This is a genomic window from Streptomyces sp. NPDC051822 (genome assembly GCF_044452745.1).
In the GTDB taxonomy this organism is placed as follows: domain Bacteria; phylum Actinomycetota; class Actinomycetes; order Streptomycetales; family Streptomycetaceae; genus Streptomyces.
The window spans coordinates 501,547-518,996 of sequence record NZ_JBITBZ010000003.1; the positions used below are offsets into that span (position 1 = coordinate 501,547).

The following is a 17,450-nucleotide window of genomic DNA, read 5'->3' on the forward strand; positions in this document are numbered from 1 at the left end:
CGACGCCACTACGCTCGTCCCCATGAAGATCGGCGTGAACGTCCTCAACTTCGGCCCGGGAAGCGACCCGGGAGTCCTGCGGAACTGGGCCCGCACCGTGGAGGACCTGGGCTTCGACCTCCTGATGGTCTCCGACCACGTGGCCGTCACACCGGACGTCGCCGAGCGCTATCCGGCACCCTTCTTCGAACCCTTCACCACCCTGTCCTGGCTCGCCGGCCTCACCACCCGGGTCCGACTCGGCACGACGGTGCTCATCGCCCCCTACCGGCACCCGCTGCTCACCGCCCGCATGGCGGCCAACCTGAACGAGCTGAGCGACGGCCGCCTCGTCCTCGGCGTCGGAGTCGGCTGGGCGCGGCAGGAGTTCGCCGCCCTCGGCATCCCGTTCGCACGGCGCGGCCGGCTCACCGACGACCATCTGCGGGACATGCGGGCGGCCTGGGCGGACACCGCCTCCTACGGGCACCGCAGGATCCCGGTGTGGGTCGGCGGCAACAGCGACGCGGGCATGCGCCGGGCCGTACGGCTCGGCGACGCGTGGCACCCGCTGCGCCCGACCCTGCCGTGGCTGCGCGAGGCCGCGGACAGGCTGCAGGCGTACGCGGACGAGGACGGGCTCCCCGTCCCCGCCCTGGCCCCCCGGATCGTGCTCCGGCCCACCGCGGCACCGGTCGGCGGACCGGACCGGCTCGCGGGCGAGGGCACCCTCGACCAGATCATGGACGACCTCGACCGACTGCGGTCGCTCGGCGCCGAGTCCGTCGTCCTGGACACCTATCAGGGAGACCCGGAGGAGACACGCCACCCGGAGGCGGCCTGGCAGGCCCTCGCCGCGGTGGCCGCGCGCCTTCCCGCGCCCCGCACACGACCCCGCACCGGAACGGAGCAGTCATGACCACATCCGACGACCACGCCCTCCTTCGAAGGGCCATCGGGCTCGCGGCCGAGGCACGCGCGGGCGGTGACCCGCCGTTCGGGTCCCTCCTCGTGGGCCCGGACGGGACGGTCCTGGCCGAGGAGTACAACACGACCCTCACCGACGACGACGTCACCGCGCACCCGGAGCTGAAGCTGGCGAGGTGGGCGGCGCGCGAACTGGACGAGGAGACGGCGGCGGGCACCACGATGTACACCAGCTGCCAGCCGTGCGGGATGTGCGAGGCGGTCATCCAGCGGGCGGGGCTAGGGCGGGTGGTGTTCGCCCTCTCCGGCGAACAGCTCCTGGACATCCGGCCGGGCAGCGGCCGGCCGCCCGTGCCGCAGGAGGGCCCCGCGCTGCTCGAAGAGGTGCGGGCCGTGGTCGAGGGGTACTACCGCTGACCGCGGCCGCGACTGCGGGCGCCGGGACCGGTGTCCGGGCGGTTCAGTCGGTGCGCCTCGTGCCCTGGAGGTGGAGCGAGCGCAGGGCCGCTTCCAGGGCGAAACGGCGGTCCGGGTCGACGAGCCGGTCGCCGAAGTGGTTGTCCAGGTTCCGCAGCCGGTAGCGGACCGTCTGGGCGTGGACGCCCAGCATCTCGCCGACCTGTTCGGCGGGGGCCCGGGTGGAGACGTGGACGCGCAGCGTCTCGATCAGCCGGTCGCGCCGAGTGCCCGAAAGGCCGTCGAGCGGGGCCAGTTCGCGGGTGGCGAGCTGCGCCGTGAGGGCCGGATCGGCCAATAACCATAACGTTGTCAGATGGTCCTCGCAGCGCACCAGGGGCGCGTCCGGCACGATGCCGTCGTCGATGAGTTCGAGGACCCGCCGTGCCCAGCGGACGGAGTGCGCGGCCTGTCCCGGCGGCACGGTCAGGCCGACGACCGCGGGCGTGCCGGCCAGGGCGGAGCCGAGCATCGCGAGGCGCTCGGCGGTGAGCGGGCCGGGGATGAGCAGGTGCGGCTGGGGGAGGCCGAGATCCGCCAGGACGTCCCGGTCGAGACCGGCCTGGACGAGATCGGCGACGGGGGGACGCAGGGCGACCAGGGTGCATTCGGCGGGAAGCTGCCAGGAGGCCTCCTTGCACAGTTCGGCGATGGTCGTCCGCGGCAGCGGCGGGCCCGCGAGGAGGAGGTGGAGGAGCTGTCTTCGCAGCGCCGCCACGTCGGCGACGGTGCGGGTCTGGACCATGACGTAGCCCTCGCGGGACAGTGCCTCCAGCTCCTCGACGTAGGCGAAGAGGGCGTCCGCGAAGGCCAGGATCAGGGTGGGGGAGAGGTTGTACGTGCGCCCGATGCTCTTGGCCCGGCGCAGGGCGATCCGCGCGCCGAGCCGGTAGGCGCCCTGCAGGGTGTCGAGATCGCGGCCCTCGTAGGCCTCCACCCGGCCGAACTTGCGGATGAGTTCGTCCCGGAGGGCCGACTGCGTCCCGGGGGCGGCGACCCGTTCCACGAAGGCCGCCAGGGCCTGTTCCACGCCCTGGCGGATCGCGTCCGAGTGCGGTCCGTTGAAGAGATGGGCGTACACCGGGTAGGCCCGTTGGATCTCCACGCCTATCTCCTTGATGAGGCCCGGGATCTCGGGCCTCATCAGCTCGGCGAACTCCCTGGGGAGCGGGTCGAGCGGTTCACCGGTGTCCGGCGACTGTGTGACTGCGGGCATGAGCCGATCCCTTGCTCTCCTGCGCGACCGGTGGGGGAGTGGCGGTGCGGCACCCGGACCTGGCGTGGTGGGCGCCGCCCTGGCCGTCAGGCGCGTACCGACGTGGTCTGCTGAAGCTAGGTCAACTGCTGTGTGCTGTACACAACTTGCACAAGAGTTGGCGTGCCGGGACGGCGTGCGCCGGAGAGTAGGCCGGGAATCGCCCCTGACTGGCCGTTAGTTGACCGCGGAGTGCCAGTTCCGGGCCATCACCTGCCCGGCGTCGGGGGCGACGACGCCCGGTGCGTACAGGCCGGTCAGGTAGGTCTGGGTGTTGTCGAGGGTGAGGCGGTTCTTGCCGGCGGCGGAGGGCAGTCCCGTCTTGAGGTTGACCGCGCCGTCGATCAGACCGAGCAGTCCGAGGCCGCAGCCGCTGGCGCCGGGGACGGCGAAGGTCGTGTCGACCTGGGTGGAGCCGAGCAGGTTGAGGCGGCTCATGTCGCCTTCCTCGTTCGGCGAGCCGTCGCCGTTGGAGCGGTCGACGGCGAAGGAGGGGGCCGTGAGGTTGCTCGGGCGCAGCACGATGGGGTTGGACCTGGTCCCGATGTAGCAGTTGCTGCCGAGGAACGGGTTCTGCAGGTGGATGCGGACGGGGATGTTCACGATCGGCATGTCGGTGAGGACGCCCGCGATCTGGTCGAAGTTCGAGGGCGTGCCGACCGACTCCACGGTGGCGGTGATCTTGTTGAGCCGGGCGTCGGACAGCTGCCGGCAGATGTCGGTGATGAACGGGATGTCGCTCGGGCACATCAGGCCGAGCAGACCGCCGGGGACGGTGGCGGAGTCGGCGATGAGCGAGCCGGCGGCGGGGGCGACGACCGTGCTGGTGCCGTCGGCGTTCTGGACGACGCCGATCTGGAGGTTGGTCCTCCCGGTGACCACGGTGGTGTTGCCCAGCTTGATGGAGCCGCTGGCGGAGGCCGAGGAGACGCACTGCGGCGCTTTGTCGAGTCCGTCGGCGGCGAGCATGGCCGGGGCGTCGACGGGACAACGGGTGAACGGTGCCCAGCTGCCGTTCAGTTCGGGGACGGCCGCGGTCGCCGTGCCCATGGAGGCGAAGGCGCCGAGCGCGGTCAGCGCCGAGAGGGTGGCCAGGCGTGTGCGTGCGGAGACGAGGGGCATGGCGAAGCCTTCCGTTGGAGGGGGAGGAGCGGGAGTGCGGGCTCGTGCGGGGGTTCAGCGGGCGGGCTCGGGAACGACGTACGGCTGGCGGTCCTCGGTGCACTGGCCCTCGGTGGGCACCTCGACACCCACGGCGCAGGTCTGGCCCTGGATCTGCTTGAGGTGGTTGCCGGGGCCGGAGATGGACGCGGTGAGGAGCCGGTCGAGGTCCTCGCCCCCGGTGCCGCAGTTCTCGAAGGCGGGGATGGTCACCTCGCCGGTGAGCGGGCCGCCGCTGGTGAGGACGTAGCCGCTGGCGTCCGTGCCGTTGAGGAGCTGTCCCTTGCCCAGGAGTACCAGGTGGTCCCCGGGGTACTTGACGGGGTCGGGCTCGGGGGAGCTGAGCGGCTTCGCCGTGCGGCAGGAGGGGCCGACGTCAAGCCGGGTGCCGTTGACCCGGACGTCGAGGACGCGCAGGACGAGGGGAGCGCGGATGTAGGTCTCGGCGATGTTGTCGGGGAAGACGAGGAGGATGTCCGACTCGACCGCCATGGGCCCCACCTGTTCCAGGACGAGGGTCGCCGTGGTCGGGGCGAAGCCGAACGTCAGGAAGGTCGCCTCGAAGGGCGGGGTCTGCTTGCGTCCCTTGTAGGACAGTTCGGCGTCCGACTTCTGGAGCAGGTGGATGCCGTCCGGCAGGAAGACGATCTCGGGATCGCCCTGCTCGATCAGCGTGCAGGACACCGGGATGACGTTGGCGCCGTTCAGCTTCCGCACGTTGGAGTAGCCGGTGATGTAGGCGGTGAGGGACTTGGACGTCGGCTTGTCGTTGCGGCAGGTGGGGGCGGGAGGCCGCGCGGCCTCGGTGCCGGCCCCGGTGCCGGGCGTGGTGTCGTCGGCCGCCCGCGGGCCGCTGCCCGCCGTCCGCCCGGCCGCCGGGCTCCGTGGAGCCCCGCTCGTCCCGCTCGCGGACTCCCGCCCCGTCGGACGGGACGGCGGTGGCGAAGGGAGTGAGGAGGGGGAGGAGGAGGGGGTGGACGAGGAGGGGGTGGTCGAAGGCGTGGGGGACGTGCTCGGTTCGCCGGTGGTGGGGCCGGGGCGCACCGGGACCGTGGCGAGCACCCGGCGGCCCTCCGCCTCCTCGGCGGGGGCACAGGTGACGGAGAGCGACGCGGGGACGGTGGCGGCGCCGTCCGCCGTGCTCGGGGCGAGGTCGACGCCCAGGCTCCCGGCCGTGAGGGACAGATCGCCGGGGCCGCCCGCCGTCAGGATCGGGACGTCGCCGGTCGTCGTCAGCGTGAGGGGCCCTTCGGCGGGTACGTCGAGGGACGGTGACGTGCCGCGCCAAACGGCCTCCGCCCGCTGCCCGTTCTGGGCCACGCCGACGGTGAGCCGGGTCTCGGCCCGTACGGTGGCCGCTTCGAGCACGGTGAGGTCGGCCACGGCCGCCGCGGGGAGCTCCATCGTCGTGGTGACGTCGGTGGGCCGGATCTCCTCGCCGGCGGCGACCCGCTCGGGGAAGGCCGCCGTGATCCGTACCGTCGCGGCCTGCGGGCCCGAGGGCAGGGTGCAGACGTAGGGCAGCGCGGTGTCGACCTTCAGCGTCCCCACCGCGACGGCCGCCGCCGGGAGCAGGGGGGCGAGCGCCACGAACGCGGCTATCGTCGCGCCGCGCGCGCGGACACGGGACGGTCGGGTGCTGGGCCCTGGGCCTCTCATCTGCTGCTCCGCTCGGGTCGTTCGTGCGCCGGCGGATGGGGCCGCGGGCGTAGGGGACACGGACAGGCCCGCGCCCGCCCGGCCGGGGTCGCCGGCCGGGCGGACGCGGGTTTCCCGCCTTACGGGTTGGAGCCGACGATCTTCGGGATGGTGGTGGTGCCCGCCACCTTGACGAGGTAGGTGCCCTTGAAGAGCGGCTTCGCGCCGACCGGGACGGCGGAGCCGCAGTTGGTCGACGAGACGACCGTGAGCTCACCGGCCAGGCTGTTGACGGCGAGCGCGCCCGTCGAGTTCGTGTACGTGCCCGAGGCCTTGCCGGTGACCCGGAAGACACAGGCACCGACGGTCACCTTGGCGTCGACGTTGCCGACGTAGCCCTTGGTGACGCCGGTGGAGGCGGTGTAGTCCTGCGCCACCACGGTCCAGGGGGTGGTCGCGACGGTGGTCACGTTGCCCAGGACGCTGGTGCAGGGCGCGCCGGTGGCGCCGAAGGCGATGGCGCTGATGGAGGCGACGGTCGCCGGGTTGCCGGTGGCGCTCTGCATCGTGCCGGAGGCGTTCGACTTCGTACACGTCATGGCGATGCCGTTGACGCTGAGGACGATGTTGCCGCTGTTGACGGCGGTGAAGTTGGCCGGCGACGGGGTGACGGTCCAGACCGTCGAGGGGACCGCGGAGGCGGGGCTCACCGCGAGGGCGAACGCGGCCGTGGCGGCTCCGGCGACGACGCCTACGTTTCTCATGGGCTTCTTCATGGCTCTGGGACTCTCCTTGGGGATTGACCGGCAGAGGTGGCCGCGGTGGGGGTCGAAGCGGCCGGCGGCCCGCTGTTTCTCGGCCGCGAAACCTGACGTTACTTGCGGGAAACTTAGCTGAACAATGGCGGAGTCCATGATTCTTTGAAGAGGCCGAATTGCCTGTCAGGCGGGTGAGCGATGGCCGGAATGCCCTTGGTTCCGGGGTGCGTAATGTCGACAATTTTGATCGATCATGCGGTATGGGGTGCGCGTTTGAGTGCGGCTGGATTCCGGGCTCCTCGCGGGGCCTACGGACGCTTTCCCTGCTCTCTCCGGTGACAATTCGCGATGCGGAACTGTCTCCCGGCTGACAAGGATCCGGCCGTTCGGTCCCGTCTGCGGAAATCTCGGAATCCGCTATTGCCGGGGAAGGTTACTCGGCCGTAGCGTTCCCGGGGTGGCGCCCCGTCGCAGGTTGGAACGTTTCCGGAGGGCCGTCCTGTCTCGGCGGTGACAAAGGGCCATTCCTGCCTTGTCTCCGCCGTGACAAATAAGGGAAAAGCTCAAGGATTTCGACGCCCGGCTATTGTCCGGGTGATCCGCGCCGACTTACCGTGCGCCCGCGGCGCACACCCGACGCACGCTTGCTGGAGGTGGGATGGGAATCGAAGTAGTCGTTGAGGGTCTGACCATGTCCTTTGGCAAGCAGAACATCTGGCAGGACGTGACACTGACCCTGCCGGCCGGAGAGGTGAGCGTCATGCTCGGCCCTTCCGGAACAGGGAAGACGGTCTTCCTGAAATCGCTCATCGGGCTGCTGAAGCCCCAGCAGGGCCGCGTCCTCATCAACGGCGTCGACATGGTCGGCGGTGCGGAACGCGACATCTACGAGACCCGGAAACTCTTCGGCCTCATGTTCCAGGACGGCGCGCTCTTCGGCTCCATGACGCTCTTCGACAACATCGCCTTCCCGCTGCGTGAACACACCCGCAAGCGGGAGTCGGAGATCCGGCGCGTCGTGATGGAGCGGATCGAACTCGTCGGCCTGCTCGGCGCGGAGGGGAAGCTTCCGGGCGAGATCAGCGGCGGCATGCGCAAGCGCGCCGGCCTCGCCCGCGCGCTCGTGCTCGACCCGCAGATCGTGCTGTGCGACGAACCCGACTCCGGGCTCGACCCCGTCCGCACCGCCTACCTGTCCCAGCTGCTCATCGACCTCAACGCCCGGATCGACGCGACGATGCTGATCGTCACCCACAACCTGGACATCGCCGCCACCGTCCCCGACAACATGGGCATGTTCTTCCGGCGCAACCTGGTCACCTTCGGTCCGCGCGAAGTCCTCCTCACCAGCGAGGAACCGGTCGTGACCCAGTTCCTCGCGGGCCGTCGCGAAGGCCCCATCGGCATGTCCGAGGAGAAGGACGCCGCCCTGCTCGCCGCCGAGCTGGTCGACCCCGCCAACCACCGGCCGGCCGGGCCCCCCGTCATCGTCCCGCAGCTGGAAACCTCGCCCGGCCTGCCGCCCCGGGCGGCTGTCGCCCGACGGCGCGAGCGGGTCCTCGGCATGCTCGACAGCCTGCCGCCCGCCGCGCGCGCCGCCATCCGCGACACCTACGCGCGCGGCGCCGCGGCGCCCACCCTGACCGTGCCGCGTCCCGGGAGCGGCTCGTGATCACCGGGGCGCTGCGGCAGACCGGCCGCCTCTTCGCCCTCGCAGCCGAGGTGAGCCGCGCCGTCTTCCGGCGGCCGTTCCAGTTCCGGGAGTTCATCGAGCAGTTCTGGTTCGTCGCGAGCGTCACCATCCTGCCGGCCGCGCTCGTCTCCATCCCGTTCGGCGCCGTGATCGCCCTCCAGGTCGGCTCGCTCACCCAGCAGCTGGGCGCCCAGTCGTTCACCGGCGGTGCCAGCGTCCTCGCCGTCATCCAGCAGGCGAGCCCGCTCATCGTCGCCCTCCTGATCGCCGGCGCGGGCGGCTCCGCCATCTGCGCCGACCTCGGCTCCCGCAAGATCCGGGAGGAACTCGACGCGATGGAGGTCATGGGCGTCTCGCCCGTCCAGCGGCTCGTCGTCCCCCGCGTCCTCGCCACCATGGCCGTCGCCGTGCTCCTCAACGGGATGGTCTCCGTCGTCGGCACCCTCGGCGGCTACTTCTTCAACATCGTCCTCCAGGGCGGCACCCCCGGCGCGTACCTCTCCAGCTTCTCCGCCCTCGCCCAGCTGCCCGACCTCTACATCAGCGAGCTCAAGGCCCTTATCTTCGGGTTCATCGCGGGCATCGTCGCCGCCTACCGGGGACTCAACCCCCGCGGCGGCCCCAAGGGGGTCGGCGACGCCGTCAACCAGTCCGTCGTCATCACCTTCATGCTGCTGTTCTTCGTGAACATGGTGCTGACGGGCATCTACCTGCAGATCGTCCCGCCGAAGGGAGGCTGACCCATGGCCTCCCCGTTCGTCTGGCTCGACCGCTCCGGCGACCAGCTCCTGTTCTACGTCAGAGCCCTGCTCTGGATCCCCCGCACGCTGCGCCGCTACCTCAAGGAGGTGCAACGGCTGCTCGCCGAGGTCGCCTTCGGCTCCGGCGGCCTCGGCGTCATCGGCGGCACCATCGGCGTCATGATCGCGATGACGCTGTTCACGGGAACCGTCGTCGGCCTCCAGGGGCACGCGGCCCTCGAACAGATCGGCACCGCCGCGTTCACCGGCTTCGTGTCCGCCTACTTCAACACGCGGGAGATCGCCCCGCTCGTCGCCGGACTGGCCCTCTCCGCGACCGTCGGCGCCGGATTCACCGCACAGCTCGGCGCGATGCGCATCAACGAGGAGGTCGACGCCCTCGAAGGCATGGGCATCCGCTCCATGCCGTACCTGGTCACCACGCGGATCATCGCGGGCGTCGTCGCGATCGTCCCGCTGTACGCGATCGGCCTGCTCTCCTCCTACCTGGCCTCCCGCTACGTGACGGTCCTGTTCAACGGCCAGTCCCGGGGCACGTACGACCACTACTTCAACCTCTTCCTCTCGCCGACCGACGTCCTCCTGTCGATGCTCAAAGTGCTGATCTTCAGCGTGATGGTGATCATCGCCCACTGCTACTACGGCTTCCGCGCCTCCGGCGGCCCCGCCGGCGTCGGCATCGCGGTCGGCCGCTCCGTCCGCAACGCCATCGTGCTGATCAGCGTCACCGACTTCTTCCTGTCGCTGGCCCTCTGGGGCGCGACCACGACCGTGAAGGTGGCGGGGTGAGATGAGCGATTCCACGGCCGAGACCCTGCGCCGCCGGTTCGCCGGCGTCGTGTTCCTGCTCGTACCCGCCCTGCTCGCCTGGCTGGCGGTCGCCGTCTACGACAAGCGCTTCACCGACTCCGACCCGGTCGTCGTCGAGACCGGCAGCATCGGCAACGAGATGCACCTCGGCGCCGAGGTGAAACTGCGCGGCGTCGTCATCGGCGAGGTCCGGGCCATCGACGCCCGCGACGGCGGGGCGCGGCTCACCCTCGCCATGCGGCCCGGGACCCTGCGGCACGTCCCGTCCGACGTTCGCGCGCAGATGCTGCCCACGACGCTCTTCGGCGAACGGTTCGTCGCCCTCGTACCGCCCGCGGACCCCTCGGCGGGGTCGCTGGGCCCCGGAGCCGTCATCCCGGAGGACCGGTCGAGCAACGCCGTCGAACTGCAGCAGGTCCTCGACAACGTCCTGCCCCTGCTCACCGCCGTGCAGCCGCAGAAACTGTCGGCGACCCTGTCGGCCGTCTCCCAGGCGCTCGAAGGACGCGGCGAGAAGCTCGGCGAGACCCTCGCGCAACTGGACTCGCACCTGCGGAGGTTCAATCCCCAGCTGCCCGCCCTCACCCGCGACCTGAAGCAGCTCGTGAAGGTCAGCCACCTCTACGCGGACGCCGCCCCCGACATCGTCACCGCCCTCACCGACTTCACCACCACCAGCGGCACCCTCGCCGAGAAGGAGGCCGCCCTCGCCGGCACCCTCGGCACCGCCACCCGCACGGCCCAGGACCTGACCGCCTTCCTGCGGCAGAACAAGGACAACATCATCCGCCTCAGCGCCACCAGCAGGCCCACCTTGGAACTGCTCGCCGAGTACTCCCCCTCCTTCCCCTGCACCCTGCGCACCCTGGCCCAGTTCGTGCCCGCCATGGACAAGGCACTCGGCAAGGGCACCGACCGGCCGGGACTGCACGTCGACGTGACCACCGTGCCCTCGCGCGGCGCCTACGTCCCCGGCCGTGACCGGCCCTCCTACGGATCGGGCGGCGGCCCGCGCTGCCACCCCGTGCCCTACCTCGGCGTCCCGGCCGCACCCGCCGCACGGGCGTCCGCCGCCGCGGAGCAGGACCTCGGACCCGCCAACTCCCCGCAGGAGAACGACCTCGTCAACGAACTCCTCGCCCCCGCGGCGAAGAAGCGGCCCGGCGACCTGCCGGACTGGAGCAGCCTGCTGGCCGGACCCGCGTTCCGCGGCGCGGAGGTGACCCTGCGATGACGACCCGACCCACCCACACGCGGCGACGCGGCCTCACCGGGACCGTACTGAAGTCCCTCGCGTTCGTCCTCGTCACGGCCCTGGCCACCACCGTGCTCGGCCTCAGCATCGCCGACACCGGGGTCGGCGCCGCCACCCGCTCGTACAAGGCGCTGTTCACCGACGTCACCGGACTCGTCAAGGGCGACTCGGTGCGCATCGCGGGAGTCAAGGTGGGCGAGGTGACCGACGTGCGCGTCGTCGAACGCCGCACCGCCCAGGTCACCTTCTCGGTCCACGAGGACCGCACCCTGCCCCGGTCGGCCACCGCCGCCGTCAAGTACCTCAACATGGTCGGACAGCGCTACGTCTCCCTCGGCCGCGGCAGCGGGGACCTCACCGGCACCCTCGGCGCGGGAGAGACCATCCCGCTCGACCGCACCACCCCCGCCCTCGACCTGACCCTGCTGTTCAACGGGTTCAAGCCCCTCTTCGAGGGACTCTCGCCCGGCGACGTCAACGACCTCGCCGGATCGCTCGTGCAGGTCCTCCAGGGCGAGAGCGGAACCGTCGACAGCCTCATGCGGCACATCGGCTCCCTCACGAAGACCGTGGCCGCCAAGGACGAGGTCATCGGCAAGGTCGTGACCCACCTCAACACCGTCCTGACCACCCTGAACCACCGCGAGGCCGCGTTCGGCGACCTCGTCGTCACCCTCCAGAAGCTCGTCACCGGCTTCAACACCGACCGCAAACCCCTCGGCGAAGCGGTCCAGGCCATCGGCGACCTCACCACGACGACCGCCGGCCTCTTCCAGGAGGGCCGCGCGCCCCTCAAGAAGGACATCCGCGAACTGGGCCGGCTCTCGGGCACCCTCGGCGACCACACCCCCGCCATCGAGAGGTTCCTCGCCAACACCCCCGCCAAGATGACCGCCCTGGCCCGGCTGTCCTCGTACGGATCGTGGTTCAACCTCTACCTCTGCGAGGCGCGCGTGAGCGGCGTGGGAACGTCCGACGGCTCCAGGCCGCCGACCGGCATCGCCGTGACCGAACCGAGGTGCCGCGGATGAGCGCCCGCAGCCGGTTCAAGCCGGTCAAGGAACGCAGCCCCGTCGCCGTCGCCGTCGTCGGACTCCTGCTCCTCGGCCTGATAGCCGCCCTCGCCTACAACGTGGAACGGCTGCCCCTCGTCGGCGGCGGCACCGCCTACAGCGCCGACTTCTCCGAGTCCGCGGGACTCGACGCGGGCGACGAGGTGCGCATCGCCGGGGTCAAGGTCGGCAAGGTCACCGAGGTCTCCCTCGACGGCCCCAAGGTCAAGGTGACCTTCGAGGTCGGCGACGCATGGATCGGCGACCGGTCGACCGCCGCCATCGCCATCAAGACCCTCCTCGGCGAGAAGTACCTGGCCCTCGACCCCCTGGGCTCCGCCCCGCAGGACCCGGGAACCCGCATCCCGCAGACCCGCACCACCTCCCCGTACGACGTGACGCAGGCCTTCCAGGACCTCAGCGGCACCGTCGACGACCTCGACACCGAGAAGCTCGCGGAGAGCTTCCGGACGATCTCCGACACCTTCAGGAACTCGCCACCGCACGTCCGCAACGCCGCCACCGGCCTCTCCGAACTGTCGAAGTCCGTCTCCAAGCGCGACACCGAACTCGACCGGCTCCTGCGGAACAGCAAGCAGTTCACCAAGACCCTGGAGACCAGGAAGTCCAGCTTCGAGACCCTCATCGAGGACGGCGGCTCGCTGCTCGGGGAGCTGCAGAAGCGCCGCGACGCCATCCGCGCCCTCCTCAAGGGAAGCCGGAGCCTGGGCACCGAACTCAGCGGCCTCGTCGGCGACAACGACCGGCAGCTCGGCCCCACCCTCAAGGCCCTCAGCCGCGTCACCGGCGTCCTGGAGAAGAACAGCGGTCAGCTCGACAAGACGCTCGCACTCATCGGCCCGTACTACCGGCTCGTCGGCAACACCCTCGGCAACGGCCGCTGGTTCGACAGCTACCTGTGCGGCGTCGTGCCCCGCACCTACCTGCCAGAAGCCTCGCAGCCCACGTCCGGATGCCGGCCGCCGAAACAGCAGGCGGCGGCCACGGGAAGCGGTGAATGATGACCAAGGCCAGAAAACCCCTCGTCGCCGGACTCACCCTCGCGGTGCTCGCGGCCTGCGGTCTCGTCGCCGTACGGTTCCTCGACGCCGACGGCATCCGCGTCACCGCCTGGTTCGACCGGGCCGTCGGCATCTACGCGGGCTCCGACCTGCGCGTCCTCGGCGTACGGGTCGGAGAGGTGGAGTCCGTGGAGCCGCAGGGCACCCGGGTACGTGTCGAACTCCGCCTCGACGAGGGCGTACGCGTCCCCGCCGACGCGCGGGCCCTCGTCGTCGCCCCCAGCATCGTCGCCGACCGGTACGTACAGCTCACCCCCGCCTACAGCGCGGGACCCGCCCTCACCGACGGCGCCGACCTGCCCGCCGACCGCAACCGCGTCCCCGTCGAGATCGACCAGCTCTACGCCTCCCTCACCGAACTGAGCCGGGCACTCGGCCCGGACGGCGCCAACTCCACGGGAGCCCTGTCCGAACTCCTCGACACCGGAGCCGAGAACCTCAAGGGCAACGGCGCGGCCATCGGCACCTCCATCGAACAGTTCGGCAAGGCCGCCAAGACCCTCGACGGCAGCAGCGAGGACCTCTTCACCACCCTCGGGCAGCTCCAGACCTTCACCACCATGCTCAAGAAGAAGGACGGCGACGTCCGCACCGCGCAGGAACGCCTGGACGACGTCGTCGGCTACTTCGCCGAGAACAAGGACGACCTCGCCGCCGCCCTCAAGGAACTCGGCAAGGCCCTCGCGCAGGTCAAGACCTTCATCAAGGACAACCGCGGCGAGCTGAAGAAGAACGTCGACCGGCTCGTGCCCCTCACCCAGACCCTCGTCGACCAGCGCGCCTCCCTCGCCGAAGCCCTCGACGTCGCCCCCCTCGCCGCCGGCAACCTCGTCAACGCGTACCACCCGGACACCCGCACCATCGACGGCCGCGCCAACCTCAACGAGATCAGCATGGGCGGCCCCCTCCTCCCGCTTCCCGTGTCCGGCGCCTCCTCCACGAGCACCGGAGAGGAGAAGCGATGAGACGCGGCACCCCGCCCTCCACCAAGGCCGCCGCCACCGGCGCGGCCGGACTGGTCGCCCTCGGCGTCGGCCTCGCCCTCCTCCTCGGCGCCGTCCCCGCGAACCCGTTCCGCTTCGAAGGCATCGAGGACCTGCCCCTGCCCGGCGGCGCCGACCTCGGCACCCACCCCTACACCGTCACCGCCGAACTCGACGACGTCCTGAGCCTCGTCCCGCAGTCCGCGGTCAAGGTCAACGACGTCGCCGTCGGCCGCGTCACCGCCATCGAACTCGCCACCGGCACCTGGTCCGCCCGCGTCACCCTCACCATCAACGGCGACGTCCGGCTGCCCGCGGACGCGAGCGCCCGCCTGGAACAGTCGAGCCTCCTCGGCGAGAAGTACATCCAGCTCGTCGCCCCCCGCGCGGACGGCGGCGGACGGCTCGCCGACGGCAGCGTCATCCCGCTCGCCCGCACCAGCCGCAACACCGAGGTCGAGGAGGTGTTCGGCGCCCTGTCCCTGCTGCTCAACGGCGGCGGCGTCAACCAGCTCAAGACCATCACCCGCGAACTCGACGCGGCGCTCGGTGGCCGCGAACCCGAGGTCCGCTCGATGCTGAAGCGGGTGAACACCCTGGTGACGACCCTGGACGCGCACCGCGGCGACATCACCCGAGCCCTCGACGGCGTCAACCGGCTCTCTGCCACCCTCGCCGGCCGCAAGAAGGACGTCGACACGGTCCTCACCGGCCTCGCGCCCGGCCTGAAGACCCTGGAGAACCAGCGAGGGTCCCTGCTGACCATGCTGCGCGCCCTGGACACCCTGTCCGGCGTCGCCGTCACCACGATCGACGCGAGCAAGAAGGACATGGTCGCCGACCTCAAGGCCCTCGCGCCGACCCTGAAGGCACTCGCGGACGCCGGTGCCGACCTGCCCGCATCGCTCCAGGTCCTCCTGACGTATCCCTTCACCGACGAGGTCATGCGGGGCGTCAAGGGCGACTACCTCAACACCTATCTGCACCTCGCCGCCGCCCCCGGCACCGAGGTGATCCCGCCGCTGATCCCGCAGGCCGAGCCCACGGAGACGGCCCTGCCGCTGCCTCCCCTCCGGACCGCGAGCACACCCATGGACGGAGGCGAGAACCGGTGATCACGCGAACCGTACGGCTGAAGAACCTGGCCTTCCTCGTCATCGCCGTGCTCGTCCTCGGCTTCGTCGGCATCCGCTACGCCGACCTCGGCCGCTACGCCGGAGTCGCCGACCACTACACCGTGCGGGTCCATCTCGCCCGTACCGGCGGCCTGTTCACCCACTCCGACGTCACCTACCGGGGCGTCTCCGTGGGACGCGTCGGAGACATCGGCCTCACCGCCGACGGAGTCGTCGCCGAACTGCGCATCAAGAAGTCCGCCCCCCGGATCCCCGCCGACGCGCGGGCCGTCGTCGCCGGACTCTCCGCCGTCGGCGAGCAGTACATCGACCTGCGCCCCGAGAGCGACGACGGACCCTTCCTCACCGACGGCTCCCGCGTCGAACAGTCCGACACCCAGGTGCCGGCGCCCGTCACCGACGTCCTCGCGAGCATGAACGACCTCACCCGCTCCGTACCGCTGGAATCCCTGCGCACGGTCGTCGACGAACTCGGCAAGGCCTTCGAGGGACACGGCGACGACCTCCAGGCCCTCCTCGACAACGGCGGCAGATTCGTCCAGGCCGCCGACGACGCGCTGCCCGCCACCACCCGGCTCATCGACGACGGGGAGACCGTCCTGCGCACCCAGGCCGAAGAGAGTCGCGCCATCCGGGACTTCGCCACCGGCGCACGCGACCTCGCCGCCACCCTCAAGGGCTCCGACGCCGACCTGCGCCGCCTGCTCGCCGTCACACCCGACGCGGCCGGCCAGGTCAGCGGCCTCCTGCGCGACCTCGACCCGAGCCTGAGCGTCGTCCTCGCCAACCTCCTCACCACCTCGGAGATCGCCGTCACCCGGCAACGCGGCACCGAGGAACTGCTCGTGAAGCTCCCGGCGGCCGTCGCCGCCGGAGCCACCGCCGTCGACGGAGGGCGTTTGCGCATCGGTCTCGCCGTCACCTTCTTCAAGCCGCTGCCCTGCACGTCCGGATACGGCGGTACGCGCTACCGCAACGGACTCGACCTGGGAACGGCGCCCGCCCTCAACACCGGCGCCTCCTGCACCAGTTCCGCCGCCACCGGGGTCAACGTACGCGGCTCGGGCCAGGCCCCGAAGGCCGGCGGGGTGCCCGGACCGGCCAGGCCGGGCGCCCTGCCCTCCGGTAGCAAACAGCCCAAGCCGGGCGCGCGGACGACCCTGCCCGGCGCGCTCGCGCTGCCCGGCCACACCGGCGGGCCGACGGACATGGCCGGTCTCCTCGGTCTGGCCGCCGGGACCGCCCCGGCCACCGGGAGCACGCGATGAGGCGGGCCAGGATCCTCCGCGCCGGCGCCCTCGTCGTCGCCCTGGGCTTCTGCGGGACCGGCGCCTGGACCTACGCCCAGGCCCGCACCGACGAGGAGCTCGCCTTCGGCCGCGCACGGGACACCGCCCTCGCCGAGGGCCGCCACCGCCTCACCGTCCTGAACACGCTCGACGCCTCGACCCGCGAGCGCGCCGAAGCGGGCATCCGGGCCTGGCGCGACGCCTCGACCGGAGCGCTCCGCACCGAACTGGGCCGCACCGAGCCGTCGGTGGGCGCTTCGGCGCGCGCCACGGTCACCGAGGCCGCCCTCACCGCGCTCGACACGAGAGCCGGTACGGCGAAGCTCATCGCGACCGTCCGCGTCGACGTCACCCCGCGCGGGGGCGGCGGCGGCCCGACCACCGACCGCAAGCGCCTGGAGGCCGTCCTGACGCGCACCGGCGAGGACACCTGGCGGGTCGCGGCGCTGAGCGCGGTGCCCGTGACCGGAGCCGAGGGGAGCGAGGACGAGTGACACGACTGCTGCGCAAGGTGACCGGGGAGGGGGCGGGGGCCACGGCCGAGGCCGAGCCGGTCCCGGAGGGCCCGGCCGAGGACGGGCCGCAGGGCACCGTCGCGGACCCGCCGACGGTCACCCGAGGTGGCGAGGAGGCGACGGTCATCGCCGGCGCCGGGCCGGCGGCCGCCGCCCGGCGGAGGCGCCGGGCCCCCGCCTTCTGGCGGAAGGCCGCCCTCCCCGCTGCCGTCGCCGGCCTGCTGCTCGCCGGGAGCGGCTTCTTCCACGGCGCCCACCAGCTCCGGTCGACCCCCTCCGCCCGCAACCAGGCCCTCACCGACACCGGGGCCACCACCCGCGTCGGCGGCGACGTCGGCGAGGGCCTCGCCCGGGTCTTCTCGTACGCGCCCGCGGGCGCCGACGCCGCCGAACGCTCCGCCCGCACCGTGCTGGCCGGACGCGCCGCCCGCCAGTACACCGAGCTGTTCGCCCAGGTCCGCGCGCGTCTGGTCGAACAGCGCCTCACCCTCACCACCCAGGCCGTTCGCACCGGAGTGATCGAACTCGACGGGAACAGGGCCCGGCTCCTCGTGTTCCTCGACCAGACCTCCCGACGGGACAATGCCGCCGCCACGTCCGCCGCCGCCCAGCTCACCGTCACCGCGGAGTTCCGCGGAGACCGGTGGCTGATCGTCGACATCAAGGCCCGCTGACGATGAGCGGGAGACGGGAGCACCCC

17 protein-coding genes are annotated in these 17,450 nt (G+C 71.6%); 13 read left to right on the top strand and 4 right to left on the bottom strand.

The genetic code is table 11. The features are described from left to right. The first annotated feature begins 22 nt into the window (after positions 1-22). Together ACIA8N_RS12775 and ACIA8N_RS12780 are read left to right on the top strand one after the other, a co-directional pair. Entirely contained in the window at positions 23-898 is an 876-nt protein-coding gene (locus ACIA8N_RS12775; RefSeq protein ID WP_365780248.1) for a TIGR03619 family F420-dependent LLM class oxidoreductase, read from the top strand. After that, positions 895-1,323 carry a nucleoside deaminase gene (locus ACIA8N_RS12780; RefSeq protein ID WP_365780249.1) on the top strand — a complete coding sequence of 143 codons (429 nt, stop codon included), beginning with the start codon at positions 895-897 and terminating at the stop codon, positions 1,321-1,323. Before ACIA8N_RS12775 ends, ACIA8N_RS12780 begins: the two co-directional genes overlap by 4 nt. Positions 1,324-1,366: 43 nt before the next feature. On the opposite strand, the gene ACIA8N_RS12785 is transcribed toward ACIA8N_RS12780, so the two are convergent. From ACIA8N_RS12785 to ACIA8N_RS12800, 4 genes are all read right to left on the bottom strand, one after another. Continuing rightward, complete coding sequence (locus ACIA8N_RS12785; RefSeq protein WP_030553945.1) at positions 1,367-2,578, bottom strand: helix-turn-helix domain-containing protein; 1,212 nt, start codon at positions 2,576-2,578, stop codon at positions 1,367-1,369. Between the two features lie 216 nt (positions 2,579-2,794). Next, entirely contained in the window at positions 2,795-3,739 is a 945-nt protein-coding gene (locus ACIA8N_RS12790; protein WP_365780250.1) for a hypothetical protein, read from the bottom strand. A gap of 54 nt (positions 3,740-3,793) precedes the next feature. Further along, complete coding sequence (locus ACIA8N_RS12795; RefSeq protein WP_365780251.1) at positions 3,794-5,368, bottom strand: DUF6801 domain-containing protein; 1,575 nt, start codon at positions 5,366-5,368, stop codon at positions 3,794-3,796. Between the two features lie 188 nt (positions 5,369-5,556). After that, a complete protein-coding gene (locus ACIA8N_RS12800) occupies positions 5,557-6,192 on the bottom strand; it encodes a hypothetical protein (RefSeq protein ID WP_365780252.1) in 636 nt (211 codons plus the stop codon). A gap of 640 nt (positions 6,193-6,832) precedes the next feature. On the opposite strand from ACIA8N_RS12800, the gene ACIA8N_RS12805 reads away from it, so the two are divergent. Genes ACIA8N_RS12805 through ACIA8N_RS12855 form a run of 11 tightly spaced genes read left to right on the top strand, consistent with a single transcriptional unit; the run spans position 6,833 to position 17,424 of the window. Beyond that, positions 6,833-7,846: an ATP-binding cassette domain-containing protein gene (locus ACIA8N_RS12805; RefSeq protein ID WP_365780253.1), complete on the top strand. Its 1,014-nt coding sequence runs from the start codon at positions 6,833-6,835 to the stop codon at positions 7,844-7,846. Then, positions 7,843-8,607 carry an ABC transporter permease gene (locus tag ACIA8N_RS12810; RefSeq protein ID WP_030212814.1) on the top strand — a complete coding sequence of 255 codons (765 nt, stop codon included), beginning with the start codon at positions 7,843-7,845 and terminating at the stop codon, positions 8,605-8,607. The genes ACIA8N_RS12805 and ACIA8N_RS12810 overlap by 4 nt, the downstream gene beginning before the upstream one ends. A gap of 3 nt (positions 8,608-8,610) precedes the next feature. Beyond that, positions 8,611-9,417 (top strand): ABC transporter permease, encoded by an 807-nt coding sequence (locus tag ACIA8N_RS12815; RefSeq protein WP_030212811.1) that lies wholly within the window; start codon positions 8,611-8,613, stop codon positions 9,415-9,417. Position 9,418: 1 nt separating this feature from the next. Then, positions 9,419-10,672: an MCE family protein gene (locus ACIA8N_RS12820; protein ID WP_365780254.1), complete on the top strand. Its 1,254-nt coding sequence runs from the start codon at positions 9,419-9,421 to the stop codon at positions 10,670-10,672. Beyond that, on the top strand, positions 10,669-11,724 hold the full coding sequence (locus tag ACIA8N_RS12825) for an MCE family protein (protein WP_365780255.1): 1,056 nt from the start codon (positions 10,669-10,671) through the stop codon (positions 11,722-11,724). The genes ACIA8N_RS12820 and ACIA8N_RS12825 overlap by 4 nt, the downstream gene beginning before the upstream one ends. Next, positions 11,721-12,767, top strand: a complete 1,047-nt coding sequence (locus tag ACIA8N_RS12830; protein WP_365780256.1) for an MCE family protein — start codon at positions 11,721-11,723, stop codon at positions 12,765-12,767. Before ACIA8N_RS12825 ends, ACIA8N_RS12830 begins: the two co-directional genes overlap by 4 nt. Next, positions 12,767-13,792: an MCE family protein gene (locus tag ACIA8N_RS12835; protein WP_365780257.1), complete on the top strand. Its 1,026-nt coding sequence runs from the start codon at positions 12,767-12,769 to the stop codon at positions 13,790-13,792. The genes ACIA8N_RS12830 and ACIA8N_RS12835 overlap by 1 nt, the downstream gene beginning before the upstream one ends. Then, positions 13,789-14,925, top strand: a complete 1,137-nt coding sequence (locus ACIA8N_RS12840; protein ID WP_365780258.1) for an MCE family protein — start codon at positions 13,789-13,791, stop codon at positions 14,923-14,925. Before ACIA8N_RS12835 ends, ACIA8N_RS12840 begins: the two co-directional genes overlap by 4 nt. Further along, entirely contained in the window at positions 14,922-16,214 is a 1,293-nt protein-coding gene (locus ACIA8N_RS12845) for an MlaD family protein (protein ID WP_365780259.1), read from the top strand. Before ACIA8N_RS12840 ends, ACIA8N_RS12845 begins: the two co-directional genes overlap by 4 nt. Continuing rightward, positions 16,211-16,729: a hypothetical protein gene (locus tag ACIA8N_RS12850; RefSeq protein ID WP_365780260.1), complete on the top strand. Its 519-nt coding sequence runs from the start codon at positions 16,211-16,213 to the stop codon at positions 16,727-16,729. The genes ACIA8N_RS12845 and ACIA8N_RS12850 overlap by 4 nt, the downstream gene beginning before the upstream one ends. After that, entirely contained in the window at positions 16,726-17,424 is a 699-nt protein-coding gene (locus ACIA8N_RS12855; RefSeq protein WP_365780261.1) for a hypothetical protein, read from the top strand. Before ACIA8N_RS12850 ends, ACIA8N_RS12855 begins: the two co-directional genes overlap by 4 nt. Positions 17,425-17,450 lie beyond the last annotated feature (26 nt).

Bases quoted from the DNA above. Each gene is read 5' to 3' on its own strand.
- ACIA8N_RS12850 (WP_365780260.1), top strand. From the start codon at position 16,211: ATGAGGCGGGCCAGGATCCTCCGCGCCGGCGCCCTCGTCGTCGCCCTG.
- ACIA8N_RS12805 (WP_365780253.1), top strand. From the start codon at position 6,833: ATGGGAATCGAAGTAGTCGTTGAGGGTCTGACCATGTCCTTTGGCAAG.
- ACIA8N_RS12785 (WP_030553945.1), bottom strand. From the start codon at position 2,578: ATGCCCGCAGTCACACAGTCGCCGGACACCGGTGAACCGCTCGACCCG.
- ACIA8N_RS12830 (WP_365780256.1), top strand. From the start codon at position 11,721: ATGAGCGCCCGCAGCCGGTTCAAGCCGGTCAAGGAACGCAGCCCCGTC.
- ACIA8N_RS12835 (WP_365780257.1), top strand. From the start codon at position 12,767: ATGACCAAGGCCAGAAAACCCCTCGTCGCCGGACTCACCCTCGCGGTG.
- ACIA8N_RS12790 (WP_365780250.1), bottom strand. From the start codon at position 3,739: ATGCCCCTCGTCTCCGCACGCACACGCCTGGCCACCCTCTCGGCGCTG.
- ACIA8N_RS12825 (WP_365780255.1), top strand. From the start codon at position 10,669: ATGACGACCCGACCCACCCACACGCGGCGACGCGGCCTCACCGGGACC.
- ACIA8N_RS12780 (WP_365780249.1), top strand. From the start codon at position 895: ATGACCACATCCGACGACCACGCCCTCCTTCGAAGGGCCATCGGGCTC.
- ACIA8N_RS12775 (WP_365780248.1), top strand. From the start codon at position 23: ATGAAGATCGGCGTGAACGTCCTCAACTTCGGCCCGGGAAGCGACCCG.
- ACIA8N_RS12840 (WP_365780258.1), top strand. From the start codon at position 13,789: ATGAGACGCGGCACCCCGCCCTCCACCAAGGCCGCCGCCACCGGCGCG.
- ACIA8N_RS12820 (WP_365780254.1), top strand. From the start codon at position 9,419: ATGAGCGATTCCACGGCCGAGACCCTGCGCCGCCGGTTCGCCGGCGTC.
- ACIA8N_RS12815 (WP_030212811.1), top strand. From the start codon at position 8,611: ATGGCCTCCCCGTTCGTCTGGCTCGACCGCTCCGGCGACCAGCTCCTG.
- ACIA8N_RS12800 (WP_365780252.1), bottom strand. From the start codon at position 6,192: ATGAAGAAGCCCATGAGAAACGTAGGCGTCGTCGCCGGAGCCGCCACG.